At 63.5% G+C, this 21,522-nt stretch carries 18 protein-coding genes and 1 pseudogene; 7 read left to right on the top strand and 12 right to left on the bottom strand.

The window, feature by feature from the left end:
• The first annotated feature begins 29 nt into the window (after positions 1-29).
• Positions 30-2,030, top strand: coding sequence for a tetratricopeptide repeat protein (locus tag ACV1FX_RS36490; protein WP_473122373.1), 2,001 nt, complete (start codon positions 30-32; stop codon positions 2,028-2,030).
• On the opposite strand, the gene ACV1FX_RS36485 is transcribed toward ACV1FX_RS36490, so the two are convergent.
• On the bottom strand, positions 1,968-4,970 hold the full coding sequence (locus ACV1FX_RS36485) for a hypothetical protein (protein ID WP_473122372.1): 3,003 nt from the start codon (positions 4,968-4,970) through the stop codon (positions 1,968-1,970). The genes ACV1FX_RS36490 and ACV1FX_RS36485 overlap by 63 nt on opposite strands.
• A 163-nt stretch (positions 4,971-5,133) precedes the next feature.
• On the bottom strand, positions 5,134-5,802 hold the full coding sequence (locus ACV1FX_RS36480; protein ID WP_473122371.1) for a TetR/AcrR family transcriptional regulator: 669 nt from the start codon (positions 5,800-5,802) through the stop codon (positions 5,134-5,136).
• A 204-nt stretch (positions 5,803-6,006) separates the two neighbouring features.
• On the opposite strand from ACV1FX_RS36480, the gene ACV1FX_RS36475 reads away from it, so the two are divergent.
• Positions 6,007-7,071 carry a Gfo/Idh/MocA family protein gene (locus ACV1FX_RS36475; RefSeq protein ID WP_473122370.1) on the top strand — a complete coding sequence of 355 codons (1,065 nt, stop codon included), beginning with the start codon at positions 6,007-6,009 and terminating at the stop codon, positions 7,069-7,071.
• Positions 7,072-7,108: 37 nt separating this feature from the next.
• Here ACV1FX_RS36475 and ACV1FX_RS36470 read toward each other — a convergent pair whose 3' ends face one another.
• From ACV1FX_RS36470 to ACV1FX_RS36445, 6 genes are all read right to left on the bottom strand, one after another.
• Positions 7,109-8,722 carry an N-acyl-D-amino-acid deacylase family protein gene (locus ACV1FX_RS36470; protein ID WP_473122369.1) on the bottom strand — a complete coding sequence of 538 codons (1,614 nt, stop codon included), beginning with the start codon at positions 8,720-8,722 and terminating at the stop codon, positions 7,109-7,111.
• Between the two features lie 10 nt (positions 8,723-8,732).
• The gene (locus tag ACV1FX_RS36465) at positions 8,733-10,052 is read right to left on the bottom strand and encodes an MFS transporter (RefSeq protein ID WP_473122368.1); all 1,320 of its coding nucleotides are present in this window, start codon (positions 10,050-10,052) and stop codon (positions 8,733-8,735) included.
• A 272-nt stretch (positions 10,053-10,324) separates the two neighbouring features.
• On the bottom strand, positions 10,325-11,095 hold the full coding sequence (locus ACV1FX_RS36460; protein WP_473122367.1) for an IclR family transcriptional regulator: 771 nt from the start codon (positions 11,093-11,095) through the stop codon (positions 10,325-10,327).
• A 118-nt stretch (positions 11,096-11,213) separates the two neighbouring features.
• The gene (locus tag ACV1FX_RS36455) at positions 11,214-11,729 is read right to left on the bottom strand and encodes a GNAT family N-acetyltransferase (protein ID WP_473122366.1); all 516 of its coding nucleotides are present in this window, start codon (positions 11,727-11,729) and stop codon (positions 11,214-11,216) included.
• 109 nt (positions 11,730-11,838) lie between these two features.
• Positions 11,839-12,780, bottom strand: a complete 942-nt coding sequence (locus ACV1FX_RS36450) for a glycosyltransferase family 2 protein (RefSeq protein ID WP_473122365.1) — start codon at positions 12,778-12,780, stop codon at positions 11,839-11,841.
• A gap of 55 nt (positions 12,781-12,835) precedes the next feature.
• Positions 12,836-14,008 (bottom strand): hypothetical protein, encoded by a 1,173-nt coding sequence (locus tag ACV1FX_RS36445; RefSeq protein ID WP_473122364.1) that lies wholly within the window; start codon positions 14,006-14,008, stop codon positions 12,836-12,838.
• A gap of 157 nt (positions 14,009-14,165) precedes the next feature.
• Between ACV1FX_RS36445 and ACV1FX_RS36440 the strand changes: the two genes are divergently transcribed.
• Both ACV1FX_RS36440 and ACV1FX_RS36435 read left to right on the top strand, forming a co-directional pair.
• Positions 14,166-14,927: a glycosyltransferase family 2 protein gene (locus ACV1FX_RS36440; protein WP_473122363.1), complete on the top strand. Its 762-nt coding sequence runs from the start codon at positions 14,166-14,168 to the stop codon at positions 14,925-14,927.
• A 55-nt stretch (positions 14,928-14,982) separates the two neighbouring features.
• Positions 14,983-15,354 (top strand): DUF2304 domain-containing protein, encoded by a 372-nt coding sequence (locus tag ACV1FX_RS36435; protein ID WP_473122362.1) that lies wholly within the window; start codon positions 14,983-14,985, stop codon positions 15,352-15,354.
• Positions 15,355-15,365: 11 nt separating this feature from the next.
• On the opposite strand, the gene ACV1FX_RS36430 is transcribed toward ACV1FX_RS36435, so the two are convergent.
• Positions 15,366-15,857, bottom strand: a complete 492-nt coding sequence (locus ACV1FX_RS36430) for an NUDIX domain-containing protein (protein WP_473122361.1) — start codon at positions 15,855-15,857, stop codon at positions 15,366-15,368.
• Between the two features lie 94 nt (positions 15,858-15,951).
• On the opposite strand from ACV1FX_RS36430, the gene ACV1FX_RS36425 reads away from it, so the two are divergent.
• Complete coding sequence (locus tag ACV1FX_RS36425; protein ID WP_473122360.1) at positions 15,952-16,836, top strand: metallophosphoesterase family protein; 885 nt, start codon at positions 15,952-15,954, stop codon at positions 16,834-16,836.
• Between the two features lie 60 nt (positions 16,837-16,896).
• Here the strand turns inward: ACV1FX_RS36425 and ACV1FX_RS36420 are convergent, their stop codons facing one another.
• From ACV1FX_RS36420 to ACV1FX_RS36410, 3 genes are all read right to left on the bottom strand, one after another.
• Complete coding sequence (locus tag ACV1FX_RS36420) at positions 16,897-17,451, bottom strand: hypothetical protein (RefSeq protein WP_473122359.1); 555 nt, start codon at positions 17,449-17,451, stop codon at positions 16,897-16,899.
• 173 nt (positions 17,452-17,624) lie between these two features.
• Complete coding sequence (locus ACV1FX_RS36415; protein WP_283037129.1) at positions 17,625-17,837, bottom strand: DUF4170 domain-containing protein; 213 nt, start codon at positions 17,835-17,837, stop codon at positions 17,625-17,627.
• 23 nt (positions 17,838-17,860) lie between these two features.
• Complete coding sequence (locus tag ACV1FX_RS36410) at positions 17,861-19,492, bottom strand: isocitrate lyase (protein WP_473122358.1); 1,632 nt, start codon at positions 19,490-19,492, stop codon at positions 17,861-17,863.
• 229 nt (positions 19,493-19,721) lie between these two features.
• Between ACV1FX_RS36410 and ACV1FX_RS36405 the strand changes: the two genes are divergently transcribed.
• Both ACV1FX_RS36405 and ACV1FX_RS36400 read left to right on the top strand, forming a co-directional pair.
• Positions 19,722-21,167 (top strand): helix-turn-helix domain-containing protein, encoded by a 1,446-nt coding sequence (locus tag ACV1FX_RS36405; RefSeq protein WP_473122357.1) that lies wholly within the window; start codon positions 19,722-19,724, stop codon positions 21,165-21,167.
• 224 nt (positions 21,168-21,391) lie between these two features.
• Positions 21,392-21,522: pseudogene (locus ACV1FX_RS36400) on the top strand (IS110 family transposase); the annotation flags it as partial.

Below are 21,522 nucleotides of genomic sequence, written 5' to 3'. Positions count from 1 at the left end.
GAAAGATGGAGGAGCAGGACGCGGAGCTAATGACGAGCAAGGGCAGCCCTGACGTTGGCAATGTCAAGGCGGCCTTCGAGACCGCCGTACACCATCACGCGTGCGGCCGTCTTGCCGAGGCGGGAGCGCTGTGCCGTGCTATCCTGGCGAAAGACCGTCGCTTTCGCGATGCCATGGTGTTGCTGGCCGTGGTGCTGTGTCTCGACGGCGCGACGGAAGCGCGCGCGGAGGCGGTCGAGTTGCTGCAGCGTGCCCTGGCGATCCGCGGGGACGATGCCCAGGCTTTCGAGATCCTCGGCGATGCCTTTACGATCGACGGCCGCTGCAACGATGCCATTGCGTGCTATCGGCGTGCCATCCGGTTGGCGCCTGCGCGTGCGAGGCTCCACTCCAAGCTCGGCATTTCCTTCAACGACAGCGGCAGACACGCCGAGGCGATCGAGGCCCTGCAGCGGGCGATCGCCCATGATCCGAACTCGGCCACGGTTCACTTCAATTTGGGCGTGGCGCTCAAGGATGCCGGGCGGCTGGACGCCGCCGTCGATGCCTATCGGCGGGCAATCGAACTGAACCCCGACGGTTCCGGCGCCTACGCCAATCTCGGCGTCGCGCTCGAGGAGCTCGACCGCCGCGACGAGGCGATTGCCTGCTACCGCCAGGCGCTGCTGCTCGATTCTGCGAATGTCGAAGCCCACATCAATCTCGGCGCCATCCTCGAAGACCTCGGGCGCCGTGATGAGGCGGTCACGGCGTGTCGACAAGCGCTGGCGCTGGATCCAGCGCACGTCGACGCCCATATCAATCTCGGTGTCGCTCTCCAGGGACAGGACCAGCTCGATGCTGCGATCGCCTGCTACCGGCAAGCGCTGGTGCTGGATCCAGAGAACGCCAAGGCAATGTCCAATCTCGGTGTCGCCATCGAGCAACAAGGTCTTGGCGACGTTGCGCTCGATGTCCAGCAACGGGCCGCGGCACTCGCACCGAATTCCGGCACGATCCGCTTCAACCTGGCGGTCAGCCTCCTTCGGCGCGGCGAACTCGCCAGGGGCTGGGAGGACTACGAGTGGCGCTGGCGCGGCGGCGTTCGCAACCTCAAGGCGCCTGATTGGCCGCAGCCGCTCTGGCAGGGCGAGGATCTCGCCGGCCGCACCCTGCTCGTTCGCTCCGAGCAGGGACTCGGTGACGTGCTGCAGTTCGTCCGTTATCTGCCGCTGCTGGCACGCGCCGGTGACCGCGTGATCCTGCGTGCCCCCGCGGCGCTCGAACGGCTGCTCCGTTCATCGCTCGCCGGCGTGACGGTGATCGGGCCCGAGGCGCCGCAGCCGCAGTTCGATTTTCATGTCCCGCTCATGAGCCTGCCGCGGTTGTTCGGGACCGATCTCGGCAACATCCCTGCCGATGTCCCCTATCTGACCGCCGATCCGGCTGCCGTCGTCGCGTGGCGCCGGCGCCTCGGCACTGACGATAACTTCCGGGTGGGCGTCGTCTGGTCCGGCAATCCCAACCACAGGGGCGATCGCCAGCGCTCGATCGCGGCGGCCGTGCTGCTGCCCGCCTTGATCACCCCCGGCGTACGACTCTACAGCCTGCAGAAAGATGTTCGGCCAGCGGATCATACCGCGTTGTTCCAGCTCTCGCAGACGGTGACCGACCTGTCGCCGCAGCTCAACGATTTCGCAGACACCGCCGCGGCCTTGTGCGCCCTCGATCTGCTGATCTCGGTCGACACCTCCGTCGTGCACCTTGCCGGCGCGCTTGGTCGCCCGGCGTGGACCATGCTGCCGTTCTCTCCCGATTGGCGCTGGCTCCTCGAGCGTGAGGACAGCCCATGGTATCCGACTTTGCGACTGTACCGTCAGGTACGACGAAGCGACTGGAACGGCGTCATCGAGCAGCTGCGCGCCAACCTGCGGCATGCAGCGTGCGCTGGTCTTGCCGGTCGCGGGATCGCGGCCTCGAAGGCTCGTTCAAGCCCGAATGACCATGCGATGAATCTTCGAGCGGTCATGTCTGAGCGCGAAAACAGATAGCGACAGGCGATCGCGGCACGCCCTCGTGAGCAGTTCGCCGACCTGTCGCTCGCGCGTCTTGAAGGAATGCGCGGTGCAACAGTCCGCCAGCACGAAGCCCTCGAGCTCGCCGAAACAGTCGAAGAAGATTTCGGCAACCTTGCCCGTATATTCGACGACGTCGAGGCAGGGACTTGGGACTTCGACCGGCGCACCGTTGGGCGAAGGTGGAATGGCATTCGGATCGCCGCCAAGCCCGGCGACACGATCCGACAGGAATGCAACGTACCGCTGCAGCACGGCAAACCACCGGTTCGACGGCGCAGTCTGCTGCAATCGCCATTTCATGATTGCCAGCGTGTCTTCCTCGGGACGCAACATCACGGCAGCGGTCGAGACCGGAATCTTGATCTGAAACGTTCCGATGACATACCGCCAGGAAAACGGCTGGCGCGGAACTGCGACGTCCGGATTGGCATTCTTCTCGCGAGAAGGCTTTTGAATTGGAGCGCCGCGCTTCGAGACCTGCCGCCCCACGCGCCTGACGATCACGTTGAACTCCTCGCCGGTGACGACGGTGGTGGGAAGATCCACCGTGAGGAGACCTGCGAAATTTTCGCCTGCATTCATCGGTATCGGCACGTAGGTGACGCCGCCAGTGATCTTGCACTGGATCGTATTCGTGTCTCCTGCCGTCAGGGAATGCGCGGGATAAAGCTGTGAGGCAAGCGCAAGCACGTCCGCGGCTTGAACCTGCGGCCAATAGATCGAGGCGACGCTCCCGTGTGGAATGCGGCCCCAATCGATCATCAGCTCGTCGACGTCCGTCTTCCGGCTGACCATGGCGCTCGGCCGGATATCGAAGGTCTGCGGAATCCGGTGTGTCGAGGCGGGCCCGGGATTGTCCGAGACCGTTACCTGGAGATTGCGCTGGGCCAGCTTGTCCGACGCCTCGGGACGCGCCCCGATGAAGATCGGGGCGTCGTCGAACGCGATCTGGGCCACCAGACAATGGTGCGTACCGGCGAGCCACGCCAACACCTGCTCGCCGTCGATCACGTTGGCAGAATCATAAAGGTTCAGGAAGCACCCGTAGTAGACCCAGATGCTGTCCTTCCCGTTCGCGATCTCGATATCGCGGTTGTTGACGCCGCCATTGTCGTAATCGGTGTTACCGGCAAGGTTTCCGGTCGCAAAGAACGGTAGCGTGACGTGGCCGGCGCCGACCTGCGGCGAACCAGGCAGGCCCGCCGCATCCGGATTGAAGGGATAGGTCGTTCCCGTTTGATAGTCCGTATCGGGGCTCTGCGTTACGAACAGCCTGAAGAACACGCGGGCATTGCTGGCTTCGCCCGCCGGCCCCGCGGTGCCGCGCATCCGGACTCGCGCTACCGCGAAATTGTAGTTGTTGAGAATCCTGAACGTCGGCGGGAACGTGGGAGTGAGCTGGATCGTGAATGGAGTCACGGAGGAATCGGCCTGCAACGCCGCCCCTTGGCTTGGGAGAATCGAGTTGAAGGGGTCGGCCCCGGTCGGGTCGCTGAAATTGTTGTTCAGGAACGTGAGCAGGTCCTGGATATAGGTGAATGCGCCGTTGACGCTGTCGCTTGCAAACGCCGGCGCACCCGCAACCGGATGTTGGGACAGCCCGGGCGTCGCAGTGAAGACCCTGAGATCCTGACTGAGATAAAAGACATTGTTCTGGGTCGGATCGACATTGGTGAAATAAGGGTCCGCACCCGCGACGAGTTCAAACAACGTCGAAACGTTGGTGCCCGGCACCCGGTTGCCGTCGGTTGCAAGGAAGGCATCGAGCTCGAAGGTCTGGCTGCCGGACGCCGGAAAATTCGCGAGCGCCGCACTCGAGAAGGTGATGTCGAATGGAACGCGAATTCGCTGCTGCGCTCCGGGATCTGCACCGTTCTCGAAATCGATGTTCGGGTTCTGGGTGATCGTGACGCCGTTCAGGTTGGCAAACGCTCCCGTCGGCACCGGCACCGTGACGTTGAGAGAGCTGAACGTATCCTTGCTGAAACCATCGACGACGAGCCAGAACGCCTGCTCGAAAACCCCACCGCTCGTGTTGATGACATCCTGCACTTCATCCTTGCCGAAGGTGTCCTTGTCCACCAGGAACGTCAGCGTTCCAGTTGGAAGGATGCAGGCATTGTCCGCCTTGCTCCAGTATGCCTGCACGGAGCAACTGACGCCGTTGACGTCGATCGTCGCGAACTGGTTGTTGCAGGTGTCGCCGATCTCGTCGTTGGTGACCGTCGTTCCGTCGGCATTGGTGCCGTTGACGAGGATGCTGTTGTTCGAGGTGTCGACGTCGGGATTGGTGCATGCCTCGATCAGCTCATGGGAAAAGACCTTGGTGACGCAATTGTGCCCCGTCAGCGAACCCGTATTGTCGACCCACGCGTAGTATCCCGTGACGCCCTTGTAGGTGAAACTCTGGTGCTGGCCCACGAAGCCGTTGGTCGTCGTCAGCTTGTTGCTGATGCCGGGCGGCACGATCACCGCGTAGAAGCGGTTGTGGCCTGATGCGGGAGGCGGCATGCTGGTGTGGTCGAGCCTGTCCTTGAGCATCGTCTTCACGTCATCGTCGGTATACTGATCCGCCGGGCTGGTGCTGTCGTTGAGGTCGGTGAAGATCAGCGTGCCCTGCGCGACGCCGCGATATTGGCGCAGGCCGCCCATATAGGGGCCCGTGAGAATGCCAATGATTGCCTGCTTGTACTCGTCGCTGGAAGGAGTCGGAGCAGGCGACGTGGTCCAGAAGCTGCCCCAGAAGACCAGGATTACCTCGACGTCGGTCAGCACGCGGCCGCCGCCGTCGGTCGTGCTCGTCACCGTGTAGTCTGCGGAAAACTGCTCATCGCCAGCTCTCGGTTGGCTATCCGGACGTGCGCGCTCGACGATCCCGCTCAATTTCTTTGATCGGCTGGCCTTCCTGGGCATCTCTCCCTCCGCTCCACTGGCCACCCCGTTTGAGATTACTACCTATACGGGAGTTCCAGTGTGAACTGGCTCACCAGCCATCAGGCGTCGGCCAAATCAGCGCTGGGATGCGATCATCGCGCGAAAGGCAACCGATGGTGTTGCTTCTTCGCGTCCGCGCCCATCAATCCTTTCTGACGTAACGCCAGAGCAGGTCGGCGATCTCGGCGCGACGCTTGGCTCTCGTCTTTGGCGACGACATGTCGAAGGCGAACTGCGCCTCGAAGGTGTGGCGGTTGGCGACCGAGAAGATGCTCAGCGCGTTCAGCGTCATGTGCAGCTCGATCGGATCGATGCCGGGGCGGATCACGCCGCCGGCAACGCCGCGCTCGAGCAGCATGGCGATCTGGCTGATGCTCGGCTGCGTCATCTCCTTGAGCTTCCGGCTGCTGGCGATGTGCCGTCCGCGATGGATGTTCTCGATCGAAACGAGACGGACGAATTGCGGATGGTTCTGGTGGAAGTCGAAGGTGAATTCGGCCAGCCTTCGTATCGCCGCTTCCGGCGCCAGCGACTCGAGATGCAGGTCCTCCTCGGCGGCGCGCATCCTGGCATAGGCCATCTCGAGCACTGCGATGAACAGCTCTTCCTTCGAGTTGAAATAGTAGAAGATCAGCCGCTTGGTGATGTCCGCGCGGGCGGCGATGGCGTCGGTGTTGCCGCCGGACAGCCCATTCTCGGCGAATTCCTCAAAGGCGATATCGAGGATCTCCTGCCGCGTTCGCTCGCGATCGCGCCGCTTGATCGGCGCAGGCTTGGCCCCCCGCGCGGGCTGCTTCTTCACGCTTGGCATCTGGCAGTTCGGTCCTCGCCGGCGGCCGCAACCGGCCTCGCCGCCATCCATAGCTCAATCGGGCACCCTTGACATCAATTATCCCGTCGATTAATTATTAATTATCCTCCCGATTAATTATATGGGCAACGACGATCCTGCTCGCCTTGCCCGCGGAGCGACCGCCGAAGCCCGCGGCTCGGCCTAACCAACGGAACGCATCACATGACGACAATCAGGATTGGCGTGATCGGCGCGGGATTGATCGGGCGCAAGCATCTGCGCAAGCTGGCCGAGCACAGCGACTATGAGCTCGTCGGCATCGCCGATGTAAATGCCCAGCAGGTTGCAGCCGAGCAGCCCTGCGCGCGTGTGTTCGCCGATTATCGCGAGCTGCTCGACGACGCCCGGCCCGAGGCCGTGATCATCGCCTCCCCCAATCAGCTTCACGCCGAGATCGGCATCGCTTGTGCGAGGCGCGGCATCCACATCCTGATCGAAAAGCCGGTCACCGATACGCTGCAGACCGCCGCCGACCTGATCGCCGAGGTCCGCAAGGCCGGCATCAAGTCCCTGGTCGGCCATCACCGCCGCCATCATGAGCAGGTGAAGACGTTGAAGGCGCTGCTCGGGCAAGACCGGATCGGCGATGTCGTCGGCGTCTCCGCGATCTGGGCGACGCACAAACCCGCGGAGTATTTCAAGATCGCGCCATGGCGCTCGCAGGCCGGTGGCGGCCCGATCCTGATCAACCTCATCCACGAGATCGATTTCATGCGCTTTGCGATCGGCGAGATCGTCGCCGTCTCGGCGATCGCCGCGAACCGCCAGCGCAGCTTTGCAGTGGAGGACACCGCGGCAGCGTTGGTGGAATTCGAGAACGGCGCGCTCGGCACGTTCTTCCTCAGCGACTGCTCGGTCAGCCCCTGGACGATGGAGCAAGGGCTCGGCGAGTCGCCGGAGTTTCCCTATAGCGGACAGAGCAGTTACCGCGTGATGGGCCGTCGCGGCACGCTCGAATTTCCGAGCCTGGACCAATGGGTGCAGGAAGGCGACGTGCAGAACTGGAACAAGCCGATCCAGTCCCGGGCCAACCATGCCGGCTCGATCGATCCTTACGTCGCCCAGCTCGATCACTTCCGCGATGTCATTCGCGGCGTGACGCAGTCGCTGCAACCGGTCGAGGACGGCGCGCGAAGTCTGCTGGTGACACTTGCCATCGCTGAGGCCGCCACGTCGGGACGGCGCATCGATCTGCGCGAGCGTTACGGGGCGCTCTCGACGTCGTAGCCCGAGCCGCATGGACGAGCCATTCGCGGCGGCGCCGTCATCCGGCGATCAGGGCCCGGCCCGGACGCGCGAAGGTACTGCGTCCGTCCGCGACCACGGCCTCGCCCGCGACGAATACCGAACGAATGCCCGCGGGCATTTCCGTCGGCGCCTCGAAAGTCGCCTTGTCCATGATGGTATCGTCGAACAGAGTCATATCCGCGATCATGCCCGGTCGCAGGATGCCGCGGTCGGACAAGCCGAAGCGCTGGGCGGGCATCGCGGTCATCCGCCGGACGGCATCTTCCAAAGTCAGCCAGCCCTGCTCATGCGTCAGCCGGCCGGCGACGCGCGGAAAACTGCCATAAGCGCGCGGATGCGGCTTGGTGCCCGGGCGCGGAATGCCGTCGGAGCCGACCATGTGCAGGCGATGAGTGAAGGCCGCGCGCAGGTCGGCTTCATCGAGCTGGAACATGATGATGCCGGTCTGGCCCTGGTCTTCCTCGATACAGCGAACCATGAGGTCGAACGGCGAGATGCCGAGCCCGCGCGCGGCGTCGACCATCGACTTGCCCTCGAGCGGCTTCAGCGCGGGATTGCCGGTGCCGGAAATGCGCACATTGTGCCAGCCGATCAGCACGATCTTGGACTGCGCGGCATGCGGATCGGGATCACCCTCCTCGACCAGCACGCGAAGCGCCTCGCGCTTTGCGGGATCACGCAGCCGCACGCGCAGCGCGTCGATGCCGCCTTCGAGCGCGGCCGGCGGCAGCAATTGCAGCATGTAGGAGCTGCCGGCAGGATACGGATACATGTCGAAGGAGATATCGATCCCCTCCGCTCGCGCGGCCTCGAGCCGATCGAGCGCCTTTGGAATGGCGCCCCAGTTCGGCTTTCCCGCCGACTGCAGATGCGACAGCAGCCCCGCCGCGCCGGAGGCGCGCAGGATCGCAATGAACTCGTCGATGGATTGCAGCAGGCCGGCCTCATAGCTGCGGATATGCGCCGTGAGCAGCTTGCCGTGAGCGCGCACGGTCGCTGCCAGCGCGCACAATTCATTGGTGTCGGCATAGGCGCTCGGCGGATAGACAAGACCGAGCGACAGGCCGGCGGCGCCCTGGCTGAGCTGTTGCGCCAGCAGCGCCTGCATGGCCGCGATCTCTCGGACCGTCGCAGCGCGGCGTTCGTAACCGAGCACGGCGAGCCGGATCGCGGCATGCCCGACCAGCGAGACGAGGTTGAGCGCCACGCCCGGCCTTTCCAGCGCGCGCCGGTAGCCATCGAAACTGTCGAAGACTTCGTTCGGTCGGGTTTCACCGGCGAGCCCAGAGAAATGCAGGCGCAGCATCTCGGCGGAGTTTGCGGTCGCAGGATAGAGCGAGAAGCAGCAATTGCCGACCACGAGCGTGGTCACGCCTTGCAGCACCTTCTCGGGCCTGTCAGGCTCACGCAGGCAGATCAGATCATCATGGCAGTGGGCGTCGATGAAGCCCGGCGCGAGATAGCATCCGCGCGCGTCGATCACCTCTGTCCCGTCCGCGGGCAGGGCGGCGCCGATCGCCGCGATGCGGCTCCCGCTGATGCGCAGATCGGCTTCGAACCACGGCGCACCAGTGCCGTCGATCAGCCGGGCATTGCGGATCAGGGTGTCCTTGTTCGGACCTTGGGGCATGTCCCCCTCCTCAGTGGGCGGCCACGGCGTCTCGCGGCAGCTCCTCGGCGAAATCGGGAATGGATTCGATCCGTCCCAGCACCACGACATAGAAGAAGATGCCGATCAGCAGCACGACGCCGGCGATCATGAAGGCGCCGGCAAACGATTGAGTCCAATCGACCACGACGCCGGTCACGATCGGCGCGAGCACGCCCATCATGTTGTTGGTGAAATTGAGAATGCCGCCGACCGTTCCCGCGCCGCCTTTGGGCGCGATCAGCGACACGATCGAGGAGCCGACGGGCGCCGCGGCGGATAATCCCGATATCGCGATCGACAGCCACAGCAGCGCCCAGCCCGGCTTCACGGTGAACGCGGCGCCGATCACGGCGAGCCCCATCAGCATGCCGACGATGATCACCGACTGGCGCACCCTCGTGCTGTCATAGCCACGCGCAATCAAATGATCCACCAGGAACCCGCCGATCAGGAGGTCCGACAAAGTCGCGAAAATCCAAGGAATCGTCGAATAGCCCGCGGCCGACATCAGGTTCATATGCATGGTCTGGGCAAGATAGCCCGGGAGCCAGGTGAGGAAGAGATAAAAGGTGTAGCCATAGGCCGAGAACCCGATGGTCAACCCCCAGACCTTACGGTTGCGCAGGAGGTAGCCGAGCATGCGGCTCTGCCCCGCCGTGGCCGGCCCTTCGGGCGTGCCGCCGCCCGCGACGATATAGTCATGCTCCGCCCTGGAGAGCTTCGGATCCTCGCTCGGATTTCGATAGATGACGTAGTAGGCGATGAAATACGCAAAGCTCAGGAACGCCGTGACGCCAAAGCCCCAGCGCCAGCCGTAGAGAAAGATCACGTAGGCGACGAGCGGCACGCCGATCACGTTGGAGAATTTGGCCGCGGAATCGAAGATCGCGGTCGAACGCGCACGCTCGTCGAGCGGAAACCAGTGGCCGGTCGCTTTCTGACTTGCCGGAAACGCCGGCGCTTCCGCGACCCCGAGCAACAGCCGCGCGGCGGCGATACCCCAAAGCCCGCTGGCAAGCGCGGTGATGGTGGCGGCGACCGCCCAGAGGAAGCTAGAGGCGCGGCCAACCGTGGTGACGCCGAAGCGGTCGAGCACCATGCCGCCCGGGACTTGCAGCAGCGAATAGGTCCAGAAGAACGCGCTGCCGAGCAGGCCGATGTCGGTGGCGGTGAGGCCAAGCTCCTTGGTGAGCTCGGGCGTCGCGGCGGAGAGCCCGACACGATCGATGTAGTTGATGAGGATCCCGACGCCGAGGAGACAACCGATCAGCCAGCGTCGCCCGGGTACCTGTCGGCTTGCGTTCGCCATTTTGAATCCTCCTCTCGAAAACGCGGAATGGTGACCTTCGTGCCGTCGCAACACGGAATTGCCGGCGGCGGGCATTGTCTCTTATAATGGACAACTTTACCTTATAGTGTCACGTTAGATATTCCCAAGCCGCGCTGTCAAGCCCGGACATTCCGGCGCACCTCAACCGAATGCATCGCGCACACGACTAGGACCGCGCCAACGACAAGCGCGAAGGCAGCGCAAAACGCGATGCGGGTGCATCGCGCGGGAGCCTGGCCAGTCGGCTCGGCTCAGTGACGATCTGAAAGTTCAGTTGCGGTGGCGACGAGGTCGTCGAGCAGCGCGGTCCTGCGTTCCTTCAGCGAGTCCGCTGGAACGACGAAGCAGAGCGTCGCGACCGCGATCCCCTTCTTGTCGCGGATGGGGGCGGCAAGACACGACGTAAACCGATCGGACAATGCCGTCGTCACGCATCTGCCTTCGCGCCTTGCGCGTGCGACATCCTTGATGAAATCACCGATATCGAGCAGGCGTCCGTCCGGAAGACGAAAATCCTCCTTCGGAACGAACGCGCGAATCTCCGCAGGACTCATGTGATCCAGCAGCAACCTGCCGGATGCGGTCCACGGCAGTGGCACCTCGATGCCGACATCCGTCGTGATCCGAAACAAGCCGGACCCGTCCCTTGTATCGACCACCACGTATTTGCGGCCGCGCAGCGCGCAGAGTTGCGCGGTCGCGCTATGCTGGGTCGCGAGCCGGTCGAGGGCTTCGCGGCATCGGCGATGCAGGGGATTGGCCTCCGCATAGGCCCGGCCGTAGAGATGCACCGCCTTGCCGAAATAGACCTGGCCGCCCTCGCCGACATTCTCCAGCAGGTCCGCCTCGATCAGGCGGCTGGCGATGGCATAGACCGTCGAACGCGGAGCGCCCATTTGCTTCGCGAGGTCGCTGAGTCTCGAGGGCGTGCGCAGATGCAGTAGCGCTTCCAGGAGATCGATAGTCCGATCAATCCCGTTCTGGCGTTCTGCGGGCTCGGCGCCCTTCTTGGATGCGGCCAAACTTCACACGTCCTTTCGTCAGCTTCGCGTCCACGGTTTTTGGCACAAACCGCACCGACAGTATAGCGTATCCGGCTTTCGCATTCAGGGTCGGCGTTGGATGAGCGCACGCCCTCCTCTACGCCCGCGCCTTGCTCCAGTCGGGGCCGACGTGGCCCGATACCCCCTCGAACGCGCCGTCGACGAGTTCGAACACCAGGATGCGGCTGGCGTCGACCGGGCCGGGCATGGTGACGCGGCCCTTGGCTACCGGCTTGAAGCCGGCGCGGCTGTAATAGGGCTCATCGCCGACCAGCAGCACGATGGCGTGACCCTGCGCCTTTGCATCCCGGAGCGCGCGCTCGAGCAGGAGACGGCCGACACCGCGGCCGCGGAACGGCGGCTCGACGGTGAGCGGACCGAGCAGCAGCGCCTTGGTATCGCCGATCGTGATCGGCAATTGGCGCACCGAGCCCACCATCAGCGTGCCGATGTGGGCGGTGAAGGAGAGTTCGAGCAAATGATCGACGTGCTCGCGGACCCTGTAGGCGCTCAGCACGAAGCGGCCGGGGCCGAAGGTGCGCTCGTGCAACCGCTCGATCGCCTGGGCGTCGCCTGCGGCCTCGGGAAGGATGGTGACTGAGAGATCGTTCATCTGAGCACAGCGTTTTCGAGCGAAGTAGGCGCCGGTTCGCGTTGGGAAAACGCGTCAACACGGAGAGCGGGTTAGCATTTGGGAGTACGAAGGTCTATCCGCGCGGCGCTCAACTTCCGTTCCTTTTCAGTGCCGGTTGGGCCAAATAAGCGAGCATCTTCATTTCCCGTCGCCCACGCGTGACCGTGTCGAGCACGAGCCCCGACGACACCGACAACAGCGCCATGATCATCAAGCCCATCGAGAGCACGGCGGTCGGCAGGCGCGGCACGAGGCCGGTCTCGATGAAGGTGATCACAACCGGGATCGCCAGAATGATCGACGCCAGCGCCAGCAGGATCCCGATCACCGTGAAGAAGCGCAACGGCCTCTCCGAGCGGTAGAGTTTCAACATGGTGCCGAGGATGCGAAAACCGTCGCGCCAGGTGTTGAGCTTGGAGAACGAGCCCTCGGGGCGAGCGTAATAGGGCGTCTCGACCTCGGCGACCGGCAGCGACAGTTCGAGCGCATAGACCGCAAGCTCGGTCTCGATCTCGAAACCGCCGGACAGCACGGGGAAGGATTTGACGTAGCGACGCGAGAACACGCGGTAGCCCGACAGGATGTCCTTGAAGGATTGGCCGAAGCTCGACGACAAGAAGCCCGTCAGCATGCGGTTGCCAGTGCGGTGGCCGAGCCGATAGGCGGCCTCTGCCTGATCGACGCGAAGGCCGACGACCATGTCGAGATGCTCGTCGAGGAGCTTGTCGATCATGCGCGATGCGCTCGGCGTATCATAGGTCGCATCGCCATCGACCAGCACATAGATGTCGGCCTCGACGTCGGCAAACATGCGGCGCACCACATGGCCCTTGCCCTGCCGCCGCTCGCTGCGCACGATCGCGCCGGCCTCGCGCGCGACGGTTGCGGTGCGATCGCGCGAATTGTTGTCGTAGACGTAGATCTCGGCCGAGGGCAGCGCCTTGCGGAAATCTGCGACGACGGTCGCGACTGTCGCCTCCTCGTTGTAGCAGGGCACCAGCACGGCGATGCGGAGCTCCGACGCCGTCATTGCGGGAGCTCCCGCGCATCATCGATCGCCTCGCGCATGATGTATGACGGTTCGTTCATTTCGCGTCGGCGATTGCCATCTCTGAAAGCTGCGGTCCATCGGAGACCGGCACGCGGTCGGGCTGCGTCCGCCCAGGCATGAAGACCACGGCAAACAGCAGCGTCCAGAGCGAAAGCATGACGATCGGGATGACATAATACTGGGTGAAGACCGGATGCGTGGCGAAAAACGCCAGGTTCAATGCGAGATTGCCCGCGACGAGAAGCGCCAGTCGCCTCACGCCCGGTTGTTTCGCAAAATGCCACAACAGGACGGTCCAGGCGCACACGATGACGATCAGCGGAAACTGCACGTCCGCCAGATAGGCGCGCAGCACGGCCGGATCGAGACGCGGCGGTGCCGTATCCTGGCCGCCATAGGCAGAGACCAGCGGGTTTCCTGAATTGACGATGTTGGCGGCGAGCACCGGCAGGATCCCCAGGAGGAATGCCAGACCGAACGAGAGCCCCTGCAGGAAGCTCGCGCGACTGCGCTGGATCAGAAAGAACAATCCGAAATACATGAAATAGCCAGCCGCAAGGAGCACGTTGGCGATCCTGAAGCTCGCCGACAGGCCGAGCACGATGCCGATTGCCACTACCACGAGGAGATGACGCCGGCTTTCGCCGACGAACAGCCTGGCCGTCAGCAAGCCTGCGAGAGCGCAGACGATCATCGTCGGCGCCATCGAGTAGCTCGCCTTTGTCGGGTTGATCATGAAGTAGATCGAAATCGCGCCGAAGGTTGCCGCGAGAGCCAGCGCAGGCGGTTGTCGTGCCCGCCACAGCGCGCAGAGAGCGAAAATCGCGATCGCGGCATTCGCCAGCGCATATAGCGGGATGACCTGGAACCCTTCGGGGAACAGCGACAGGACGAAACCGGTCCCCGGGGGCGGCGTCATCACCCATTTGCCGCCATCGGCGGTTGGGGTGTGGCACGGCGCGCGCGTCGGATCGTTCCAATTCGGATAATCGATGCTGCGCAGCTTGCCCGCAAGATAGCCGTCGTCCTCCCGGGCGAGGCTGGTATCAAGGCCATGCCAGCCGAAGCGCTGAAACAGATGCGCCTGCCGAAGGTAGCAGATGTCGTCGTAGACGCCGCGGCTCTCACTCCAATGCGAGATCAGCCGGACATTGCTGGCCAGCATAACGAGAAAAATGATCGAGAAACATATCTTTACGGCTCTCATCGGGCTTTCACCGGGCGAATGCCAATCCAGCATGAGGACAAGGACCAGCCGCCCTGTACAGGAAATGCATCGGCAAGTATAGCAATGCACGAGGAAGGTGGGCTCTTGCCACAGCAGGTGCGCTGCGGCATGCGGAGACTTGGATATTGGGGCAATCGTGATCACGACCGACCTGGACGCGGCAGATTCGCGCCCAAGCAGCGCAGCTACGCAGGTCGGCGGAGCGCGGATCCTGCTCATCATTCCTTGCTACAACGAGGAAGCATCGATCGGGGATGTCCTGGCGGACATCGCCCGGACCGGCCGCGGCTACCATACGCTGGTCGTCGATGACGGCTCCAGGGATGCCACGTCCGCGGTTGCGAGCGATCGCTCGCCGGTCGCCCGGCTCCCGCAAAACCTCGGGATCGGGGGCGCCGTGCAGACGGGCATCAAATATGCCGCACGCAACGCCTACGATTTCTGCATTCAGATCGACGGCGACGGGCAGCACAATCCACGGGAGATCGAGCTCCTGCTCGATGCCTATCAGAAGCGGCCCTCAAATATCGTCATCGGAAGCCGCTTCATCGACAATGCCGGCTTCCGTTCCACGCGACTGCGACGCCTTGGGAGCCGGCTGATCGGGTTCGCGCTGAACAGCCTCTTTGCAGACGACCACATTACCGATCCGACCAGCGGCATGCGCCTGCTCGACCGCCGCGCCATCGCATTTTTCGCGCAGCGCTATCCGGTGGATTTCCCGGAGCCGATCTCACTGGCATGGGCCATGCGCGCCGGACTGAGGGTTAGCGAAGCGCCTGTGGAGATGCGGGCGCGGGAGACCGGGGTCAGTTCGATCGACGGTCTCAAGACGGTGAATTACATGGTCCGCGTGCTTGGCTACATCCTGCTCGCGCGCCTGGCGAGACAATCGTGACGCTTCGGGCCGGCCCGGATTCGCCGGCGCCGAAATAAGACATCGGGGGACAGCCGTGACCAACGTTATTCCAAGCGCAGAGACGGTTGCGATCATATCGGCCTTTGCGTTCTTCTACATGCTGGGACTGCTGCGCAAGACGCTGCAGGGCAAATTCGATCTTTATGATTTTCTGATGCTGTCGATGGTCGCGATCCTGCCAGCCGGCTTTGCGCTGTTTCCAAGACTCGCCTACCTGGTCAGTCACCTGACCGGCGTCGTGTTTCCTTTCGTGGTGATGTTTGGTGCTCTGTTCCTGGTGGTCTTCGTGTTCATGCACAATGTCACGGAGCGCCTGCACAAGCTCGAGCGGCAGAACTGGGCTTTGATCCAGGAGCAGAGCCTGCTTGCGCTCGAACTGGAACGACAGAAAGGCGCGGACGCGTGAGCTGACTTAACTCAGCGCCACGTTGTGATGCTCGGTTTCCCCTCCAGTACCTCCGCGATCCGCAGCCGCGTGCCGGGCGTGGTGCCCTCGGGGAGGGCCGAGCTTGCGAAGAACCCGCATTCGACGATCTCGCGGTTGGGCTCCGGCAGGCGCTCCTGGCTGAACTGCCTGACCACATAGACCGCGACATGATCGCGGCGCGAGACGTGGCTGTTGAGGAAGATGCCGTGCAGCACCGCCTCACCGGTGAGGTCAATGTCGCCCTCCTCCTTCAATTCGCGCCGCATCGCGGCTTCCATGGTCTCACCGAGATCGACACCGCCGCCCGGCAGATACCAGCCGTCGACATAGCTGTGCCTGACCAGGAAGACGCGATTGTCCCGATCCAGTACCACGGCACGGACACCGAGCGTCATGCCGCGGGCAAGCAGGAAGTAGGAGTGAAAGACACGCCGCAGCAGGTACTCGTATTTCCGTCGCAGCCGGTTCAGACGTCCTGCCATCAGGCTTCCTATAAAACTCCTCGCAAGCTTTCCTTGCGTCGCACGGCAGACCTTGCCATTACAGCACGGGAATAGCGAGGCAATCGCGCATCTGATGGCACCGTTCATACTCGCGCATCTATCCGACCCGCATCTCGCGCCGCTGCCGAAGCCCCGGTTGGTCGAGCTCGCAGGCAAGCGTGCGCTCGGCTACGTCAACTGGGTGCGCAACCGTCACAAGTACCAGCGCCGCGAGGTGCTCGATGCGCTGGTCACGGACATGAAGGCGCAAGACCCCGGCCACATCGCGGTGACGGGAGACCTCGTCAACCTGGCGCTGGAGGCGGAGTTCGCGCCGGCGCTGGCCTGGCTCGAAGGCGTCGGTCCGCCGAATCGCGTCACCGCGATCCCCGGCAATCACGACGCCTATGTCAGCGCGACCCGCCAGCGTTTTGGCGAAACCTTCCTGAATTACATTGCCGGCGACGAGCCTGCGGCGAGCTTCTTTCCCGCCCTGCGCCGGCGCGGACCGGCAGCACTGATCAGCCTGTCGACGGCGGTGCCGACCGCGCCCCTGATGGCGACGGGCACGCTCGGCCGCGACCAGCTCGCCGCGCTCGCAGAGCTGCTGGTGCGGCTTTCGAGCGAAGACGTGTTTCGAGTTCTGCTCGTGCATCATCCCCTGCGGTCGAAAGCGCGCCACAAGCGGCTGACCGATTCGGATGCGTTGCTCGCACTGATCAGGCAGTACGGCGTCGAGCTGATCCTGCACGGCCACGATCACATGCATTCGACGATGTGGTTCGAAGGCCCCAACGGCAACGTGCCCGCGGTGGGCGTGCCGTCGGCCTCGGCGCTGGCACATGGGCACTATCCTGCGGCGGCGTATAATCTGTTCGCCATCGAAAAGGACAATACCGGCTGGCGCTGCGATCAGACCGTGCGCAGCCTGGACCATGGATTGCAGGTCCGGCAGATCAAGCACGTGCGGCTGGTTTGATGATGCAGTGTCATTCCGGGGCGGCAGGAAGAGCCGAACCCGGAATGACGGTGCTGTGGATCACCAGCTCTGCAAGACCGCAAGCACGGCGACGCCGAACAAAGCGGCGGCGCCGAGGATGAAGCCGAGCAGGAACGGCCAGATGCGCGAACGGCGCGGCTTCTCCGGTTCCGCCGCCTTGGGCTCGGGCGGCACGACCATCGCGTGCTCGCGCTCGATCATGCGGCGGGCGACGTAATCCGTCACCGCATCGACGATGTCTGCCGTGTCGTGCGACTCGGCGAGCACGATCCGGCCGAAACGCGTGTCCTGGACGAAGCGGTACATCCGCTTGTCGCGTCCCATCATGACGTGGGCGACGACATCGATCCACAGCCGCGGCGTATCGCCCTGGCTGATGCCGCGGTCGAACAGGTCGATCTGCCCCGGGACCTGCGCGAACAGGGGATCGAGGGCGTCGTTGAGGATCTCCAGCCGCGCCACCTCGGCATCGCGCAGGTCGACGACGACACCGGTCCGGTCCGCGGCCTCGATCCGCGCCTTCAGAAGCGCATCGCGCAACCGCACCGGGCGCGGCTGGCTGGAATTGGTCCCGCTGATCTCGGGCTCTGACATGGTTCGGCTCCTGGACGAGGTCCGTTAACCTATCAGCAACCATGATCGCCGCAAAGGCCGTACAATTCCAGACACTTAAGGCGCCAGAGGGCGGTTTTCCCTGTCCCAAAAACAGACGATCCCACCCGGGGCAGAGCCCGGATGGGACCGACCGTCCTTGGACGTCTTCTTAATTAGGCTGCCGGAGCGCGGTGCGGCTCTTCCACGATGGAGAAGCGGACGCCGGCCTTGTGGCGGTTCTCTTCCGACACTTCACGCCAGCAGTCCTCGGCTTCCTTGCGGGACTTGAAGGGGCCTTTGACCTGGGCCGAACCTTCCACGAGCTTGTGGAAGTTCATCGAACCGAATTCGCCGCCGATCACCCAAAAATTGCTGCCTTTGGTCATTGTCAGTCTCCTCAATTCCACCGTTAGCCGAACTGGTTCATCGTGTTGTGGGCGCCGCCCGCCTTCAGGGCAGCCTCGCCGGCGAAATACTCCTTGTGTTCGTCGCCGATGTCGGAGCCCGCCATGTTCTGATGCTTCACGCAGGCGATCCCCTGGCGGATCTCGGCGCGCTGGACGTTCTTCACGTAGCCGAGCATGCCCTGCTCGCCGAAATATTCCCTGGCGAGATTGTCGGTGGACAGAGCGGCCGTGTGATAGGTCGGCAGCGTGATCAGATGATGGAAGATGCCGGCGCGCTTGGCCGAGTCAGCCTGGAAGGTGCGGATCCGTTCGTCGGCCTCGATCGCCAGCGGCGTGTTGTCGTATTCCGCCTTCATCAGCTCCGCACGGTTGTACTTGCTGACATCCTTGCCGGCTTCCTTCATCGCGTCGTAGACCTGCCAACGGAAGTTGAGCGTCCAGTTGAAGGACGGCGAGTTGTTGTAGGCCAGCTTCGCGTTCGGGATCACCTTGCGGATGCGATCGACCATGCTGGCGATCTGCTCGATATGAGGCTTCTCGGTCTCGATCCACAACAGGTCAGCGCCGTTCTGCAGCGAGGTGATGCAGTCGAGCACGCAGCGATCAGCACCGGTGCCGGGGCGGAACTGGTAGAGGTTGGAAGGCAGCCGCTTCGGACGCATCATCTTGCCGTTCTGGTTGATGATGACATCGCCGTTGCGGGCGTTCGCCGCCGTGACTTCCTCGCAATCGAGGAAGCTGTTGTACTGATCGCCGATGTCGCCGGGCTTGTGGCTGACGGCGATCTGCTGCGTGAGGCCTGCGCCGAGCGAGTCGGTGCGGGTCACAATGATGCCGTCCTCGACCCCGAGTTCGAGGAAGGCGTGGCGGCAGGCGCGGATCTTCGCGATGAACACCTCGTGCGGCACGGTGACCTTGCCGTCCTGATGGCCGCACTGCTTCTCGTCCGAGACCTGGTTCTCGATCTGGAGCGCGCAGGCGCCCGCCTCGATCATCTTCTTGGCGAGCAGATAGGTCGCCTCGGCATTGCCGAAGCCGGCATCGATGTCGGCGATGACGGGCACGACATGGGTCTGGAAGTTGTCGATCTTCCCGATCAACTCCTTCTCCCTGGTCTTGTCGCCTTCCTTGCGCGCCTTGTCGAGGGCGCGGAAGATGTCATTGAGCTCACGCGAATCGGCCTGGCGCAGGAAGGTGTAGAGCTCCTCGATGAGGGCCGGCACCGAGGTCTTCTCGTGCATCGACTGGTCGGGCAGCGGGCCGAATTCGGAGCGCAGCGCCGCGATCATCCAGCCGGAGAGGTAGAGGTAGCGGCGATCGGTGTTGCCGAAGTGCTTCTTGACCGAGATCAGCTTCTGCTGGGCGATGAAGCCATGCCAGCAGCCGAGCGACTGTGTGTACTTGGTCGGATCGCCGTCATAGGCGGCCATGTCGGCTCGCATCAGCGCCGCGGTGTAGCGGGCGACGTCGAGGCCGGTCTTGAAGCGGTTCTGCAGGCGCATGCGCGCGACGGCTTCGGCCGTCACCCCGTTCCAGGTCGGCTTGGTCTTGAGGAGCGCCTCGGCCGCTTCGACTTCGCTCTGATACGAAGCCGGGCTCTGGAGGGTGCTGATGCCGCGTGGCTGGTAGTTCATGTGCCTGATCCTTTCGTCGACGATGGCTGTGGCTAGCCATCGACAATCTTGACAGTGCATTGCGAAATGCGTCTCAGGAGCTAAACGCCAAAACGGAAACTTCGTATAGATGGCTTGTTTTTTATTGGTGATGTCATGTAACATCAGAACATGTAATAGATGTTATTTTGTCAATTTTGTAAAATACACAGGTCAGCAAGGCTGCCCTTAACGGCTCTGGAGATCCGAAATGCCCGCCGGTTCCGGGAAGAAACTGTTCGTCGGCCCACGCTTCCGGCGGATCCGGCAGCAATTGGGGCTGTCGCAGACCCAGATCGCCGAGGGGCTGGGGATCTCGCCGAGCTATGTCAATTTGATCGAGCGTAACCAGCGGCCGGTGACCGCACAGATCCTGTTGCGGCTGGCCGAGGCCTACGATCTCGACCTGCGCGACCTCGCGACCGCCGACGAGGACCGCTTCTTCGCAGAGCTGAACGAGATCTTTTCCGATCCGCTGTTCCGCCAGATCGACATCCCCAAGCAGGAGCTGCGCGACCTCGCTGAACTCTGCCCCGGCGTCACCCACGCACTGCAACGGCTCTACGCCGCCTATACCGAGGCGCGCCAGGGCGAGACACTGGCCGCGGCGCAGATGGCCGACCGCGACGTCGGCACCCGCTATGAGGCCAATCCGGTCGAGCGCGTGCGCGAGCTGATCGAGGCCAACCGCAATTATTTTCCGGAGCTCGAGCAGGTCGCCGAAGCCCTGCGCGACGAATTGAACGTGCCGGCCGAAGGGCTTTACGCCGCCCTCGTGATGCGGTTGCGCGAGAAGCATTCGGTTCAGACCCGGATCATGCCGGTTGACGTGATGCGCGAGACTTTGCGGCGCTTCGACCGCCATCGCCGCCAGCTCCTGATCTCCGAGCTCGTCGATCCTCCCGGCCGCGCATTCCAGCTTGCGTTCCAGCTTGGCTTGGTCGAATGCGCCCAGCACCTCGAAACCATCATCGGCCGCGCCGGGCCGCTGGACGATGCGCCGCGGCGCCTGTTCCGCATCACGCTCGGCAATTATTTCGCCGCCGCCGTGATGATGCCCTACCAGCCGTTCCTCGCGGCGGCCGATGCGCTGAACTACGATATCCACGTGCTGGCGCAGCGCTTCAATTCCGGCTTCGAGCAGGTCTGCCACCGCCTGACGACGCTGCAGAGGCCGAACGCGCGCGGCATCCCGTTCTTCCTGCTCCGTGTCGATAACGCCGGCAACGTCTCAAAACGCTTTTCCTCCGGCACCTTCCCGTTCTCGAAGTTCGGCGGCACGTGCCCCTTGTGGAACGTGCATTCGACTTTCGACACGCCGGACCGGCTTCTGAAGCAGGTGATCGAGCTGCCGGACGGCACGCGCTACTTCTCGATCGCGCAGATGGTGCGCCGGCCCGTTGCGCCCCACCCTCTGCCGCAGCCGCGCTTTGCCATCGGTCTCGGCTGCGAGATCCGCCACGCCTCACGCCTGGTTTACGCCGCCGGCATGGATCTTGAGAAGGCCGAGGGCACGCCGATCGGCGTCAACTGCCGCCTCTGCGAGCGAGAGAACTGCGCGCAGCGCGCCGAGCCGCCGATCACGCGCACGCTGATCCTGGACGAGACGACGCGGCGGGTGTCGAGCTTCGCGTTCTCGAATGCACGGGAGTTGTGAGGCGGCGGCGAGCGCTTGTGCCAAGGCACACGCCGACACATTCCGCTGTCGTCCTGGACAAGCGAAGCGCAGATCCAGGACCCATCACCCGGATCGAGTTTGGCGAAGACTCGCAACTACGATCTCGCGCCACAACTTCTCCCTGGGGTGATGGTGTGGACGGCCCCCTACGGCATCAGTGTGCCAGAATGAGGTTGTCAGAAACTCATTCACAGGAGCCGTCCGTGGGCCAGATTATCCGTATTGGGATGGATACGTCGAAGTATATTTTTCAACTCCATGGCGTTGATGCGTCGGAGCAGGTGGTGCTGCGCAAGCGGCTGAGCCGCAAGGCGATGCTGGAGTTTTTTGCCAA

This window comes from Bradyrhizobium ingae, from assembly GCF_055791185.1.
The sequence above is the reverse complement of the archived record's forward strand: the minus strand, read 5'-3'. Positions and strand labels throughout refer to the sequence as shown.

Excerpts from the sequence above, each read along its gene's own strand:
- ACV1FX_RS36470 (WP_473122369.1), bottom strand. The coding sequence starts at position 8,722 with ATGCCCCAAGGTCCGAACAAGGACACCCTGATCCGCAATGCCCGGCTG.
- ACV1FX_RS36485 (WP_473122372.1), bottom strand. The coding sequence starts at position 4,970 with ATGCCCAGGAAGGCCAGCCGATCAAAGAAATTGAGCGGGATCGTCGAG.
- ACV1FX_RS36420 (WP_473122359.1), bottom strand. The coding sequence starts at position 17,451 with ATGTCAGAGCCCGAGATCAGCGGGACCAATTCCAGCCAGCCGCGCCCG.
- ACV1FX_RS36475 (WP_473122370.1), top strand. The coding sequence starts at position 6,007 with ATGACGACAATCAGGATTGGCGTGATCGGCGCGGGATTGATCGGGCGC.
- ACV1FX_RS36410 (WP_473122358.1), bottom strand. The coding sequence starts at position 19,492 with ATGAACTACCAGCCACGCGGCATCAGCACCCTCCAGAGCCCGGCTTCG.
- ACV1FX_RS36445 (WP_473122364.1), bottom strand. The coding sequence starts at position 14,008 with ATGAGAGCCGTAAAGATATGTTTCTCGATCATTTTTCTCGTTATGCTG.
- ACV1FX_RS36450 (WP_473122365.1), bottom strand. The coding sequence starts at position 12,780 with ATGACGGCGTCGGAGCTCCGCATCGCCGTGCTGGTGCCCTGCTACAAC.
- ACV1FX_RS36455 (WP_473122366.1), bottom strand. The coding sequence starts at position 11,729 with ATGAACGATCTCTCAGTCACCATCCTTCCCGAGGCCGCAGGCGACGCC.
- ACV1FX_RS36490 (WP_473122373.1), top strand. The coding sequence starts at position 30 with ATGACGAGCAAGGGCAGCCCTGACGTTGGCAATGTCAAGGCGGCCTTC.
- ACV1FX_RS36415 (WP_283037129.1), bottom strand. The coding sequence starts at position 17,837 with ATGACCAAAGGCAGCAATTTTTGGGTGATCGGCGGCGAATTCGGTTCG.
- ACV1FX_RS36425 (WP_473122360.1), top strand. The coding sequence starts at position 15,952 with ATGGCACCGTTCATACTCGCGCATCTATCCGACCCGCATCTCGCGCCG.
- ACV1FX_RS36465 (WP_473122368.1), bottom strand. The coding sequence starts at position 10,052 with ATGGCGAACGCAAGCCGACAGGTACCCGGGCGACGCTGGCTGATCGGT.
- ACV1FX_RS36405 (WP_473122357.1), top strand. The coding sequence starts at position 19,722 with ATGCCCGCCGGTTCCGGGAAGAAACTGTTCGTCGGCCCACGCTTCCGG.
- ACV1FX_RS36480 (WP_473122371.1), bottom strand. The coding sequence starts at position 5,802 with ATGCCAAGCGTGAAGAAGCAGCCCGCGCGGGGGGCCAAGCCTGCGCCG.
- ACV1FX_RS36430 (WP_473122361.1), bottom strand. The coding sequence starts at position 15,857 with ATGGCAGGACGTCTGAACCGGCTGCGACGGAAATACGAGTACCTGCTG.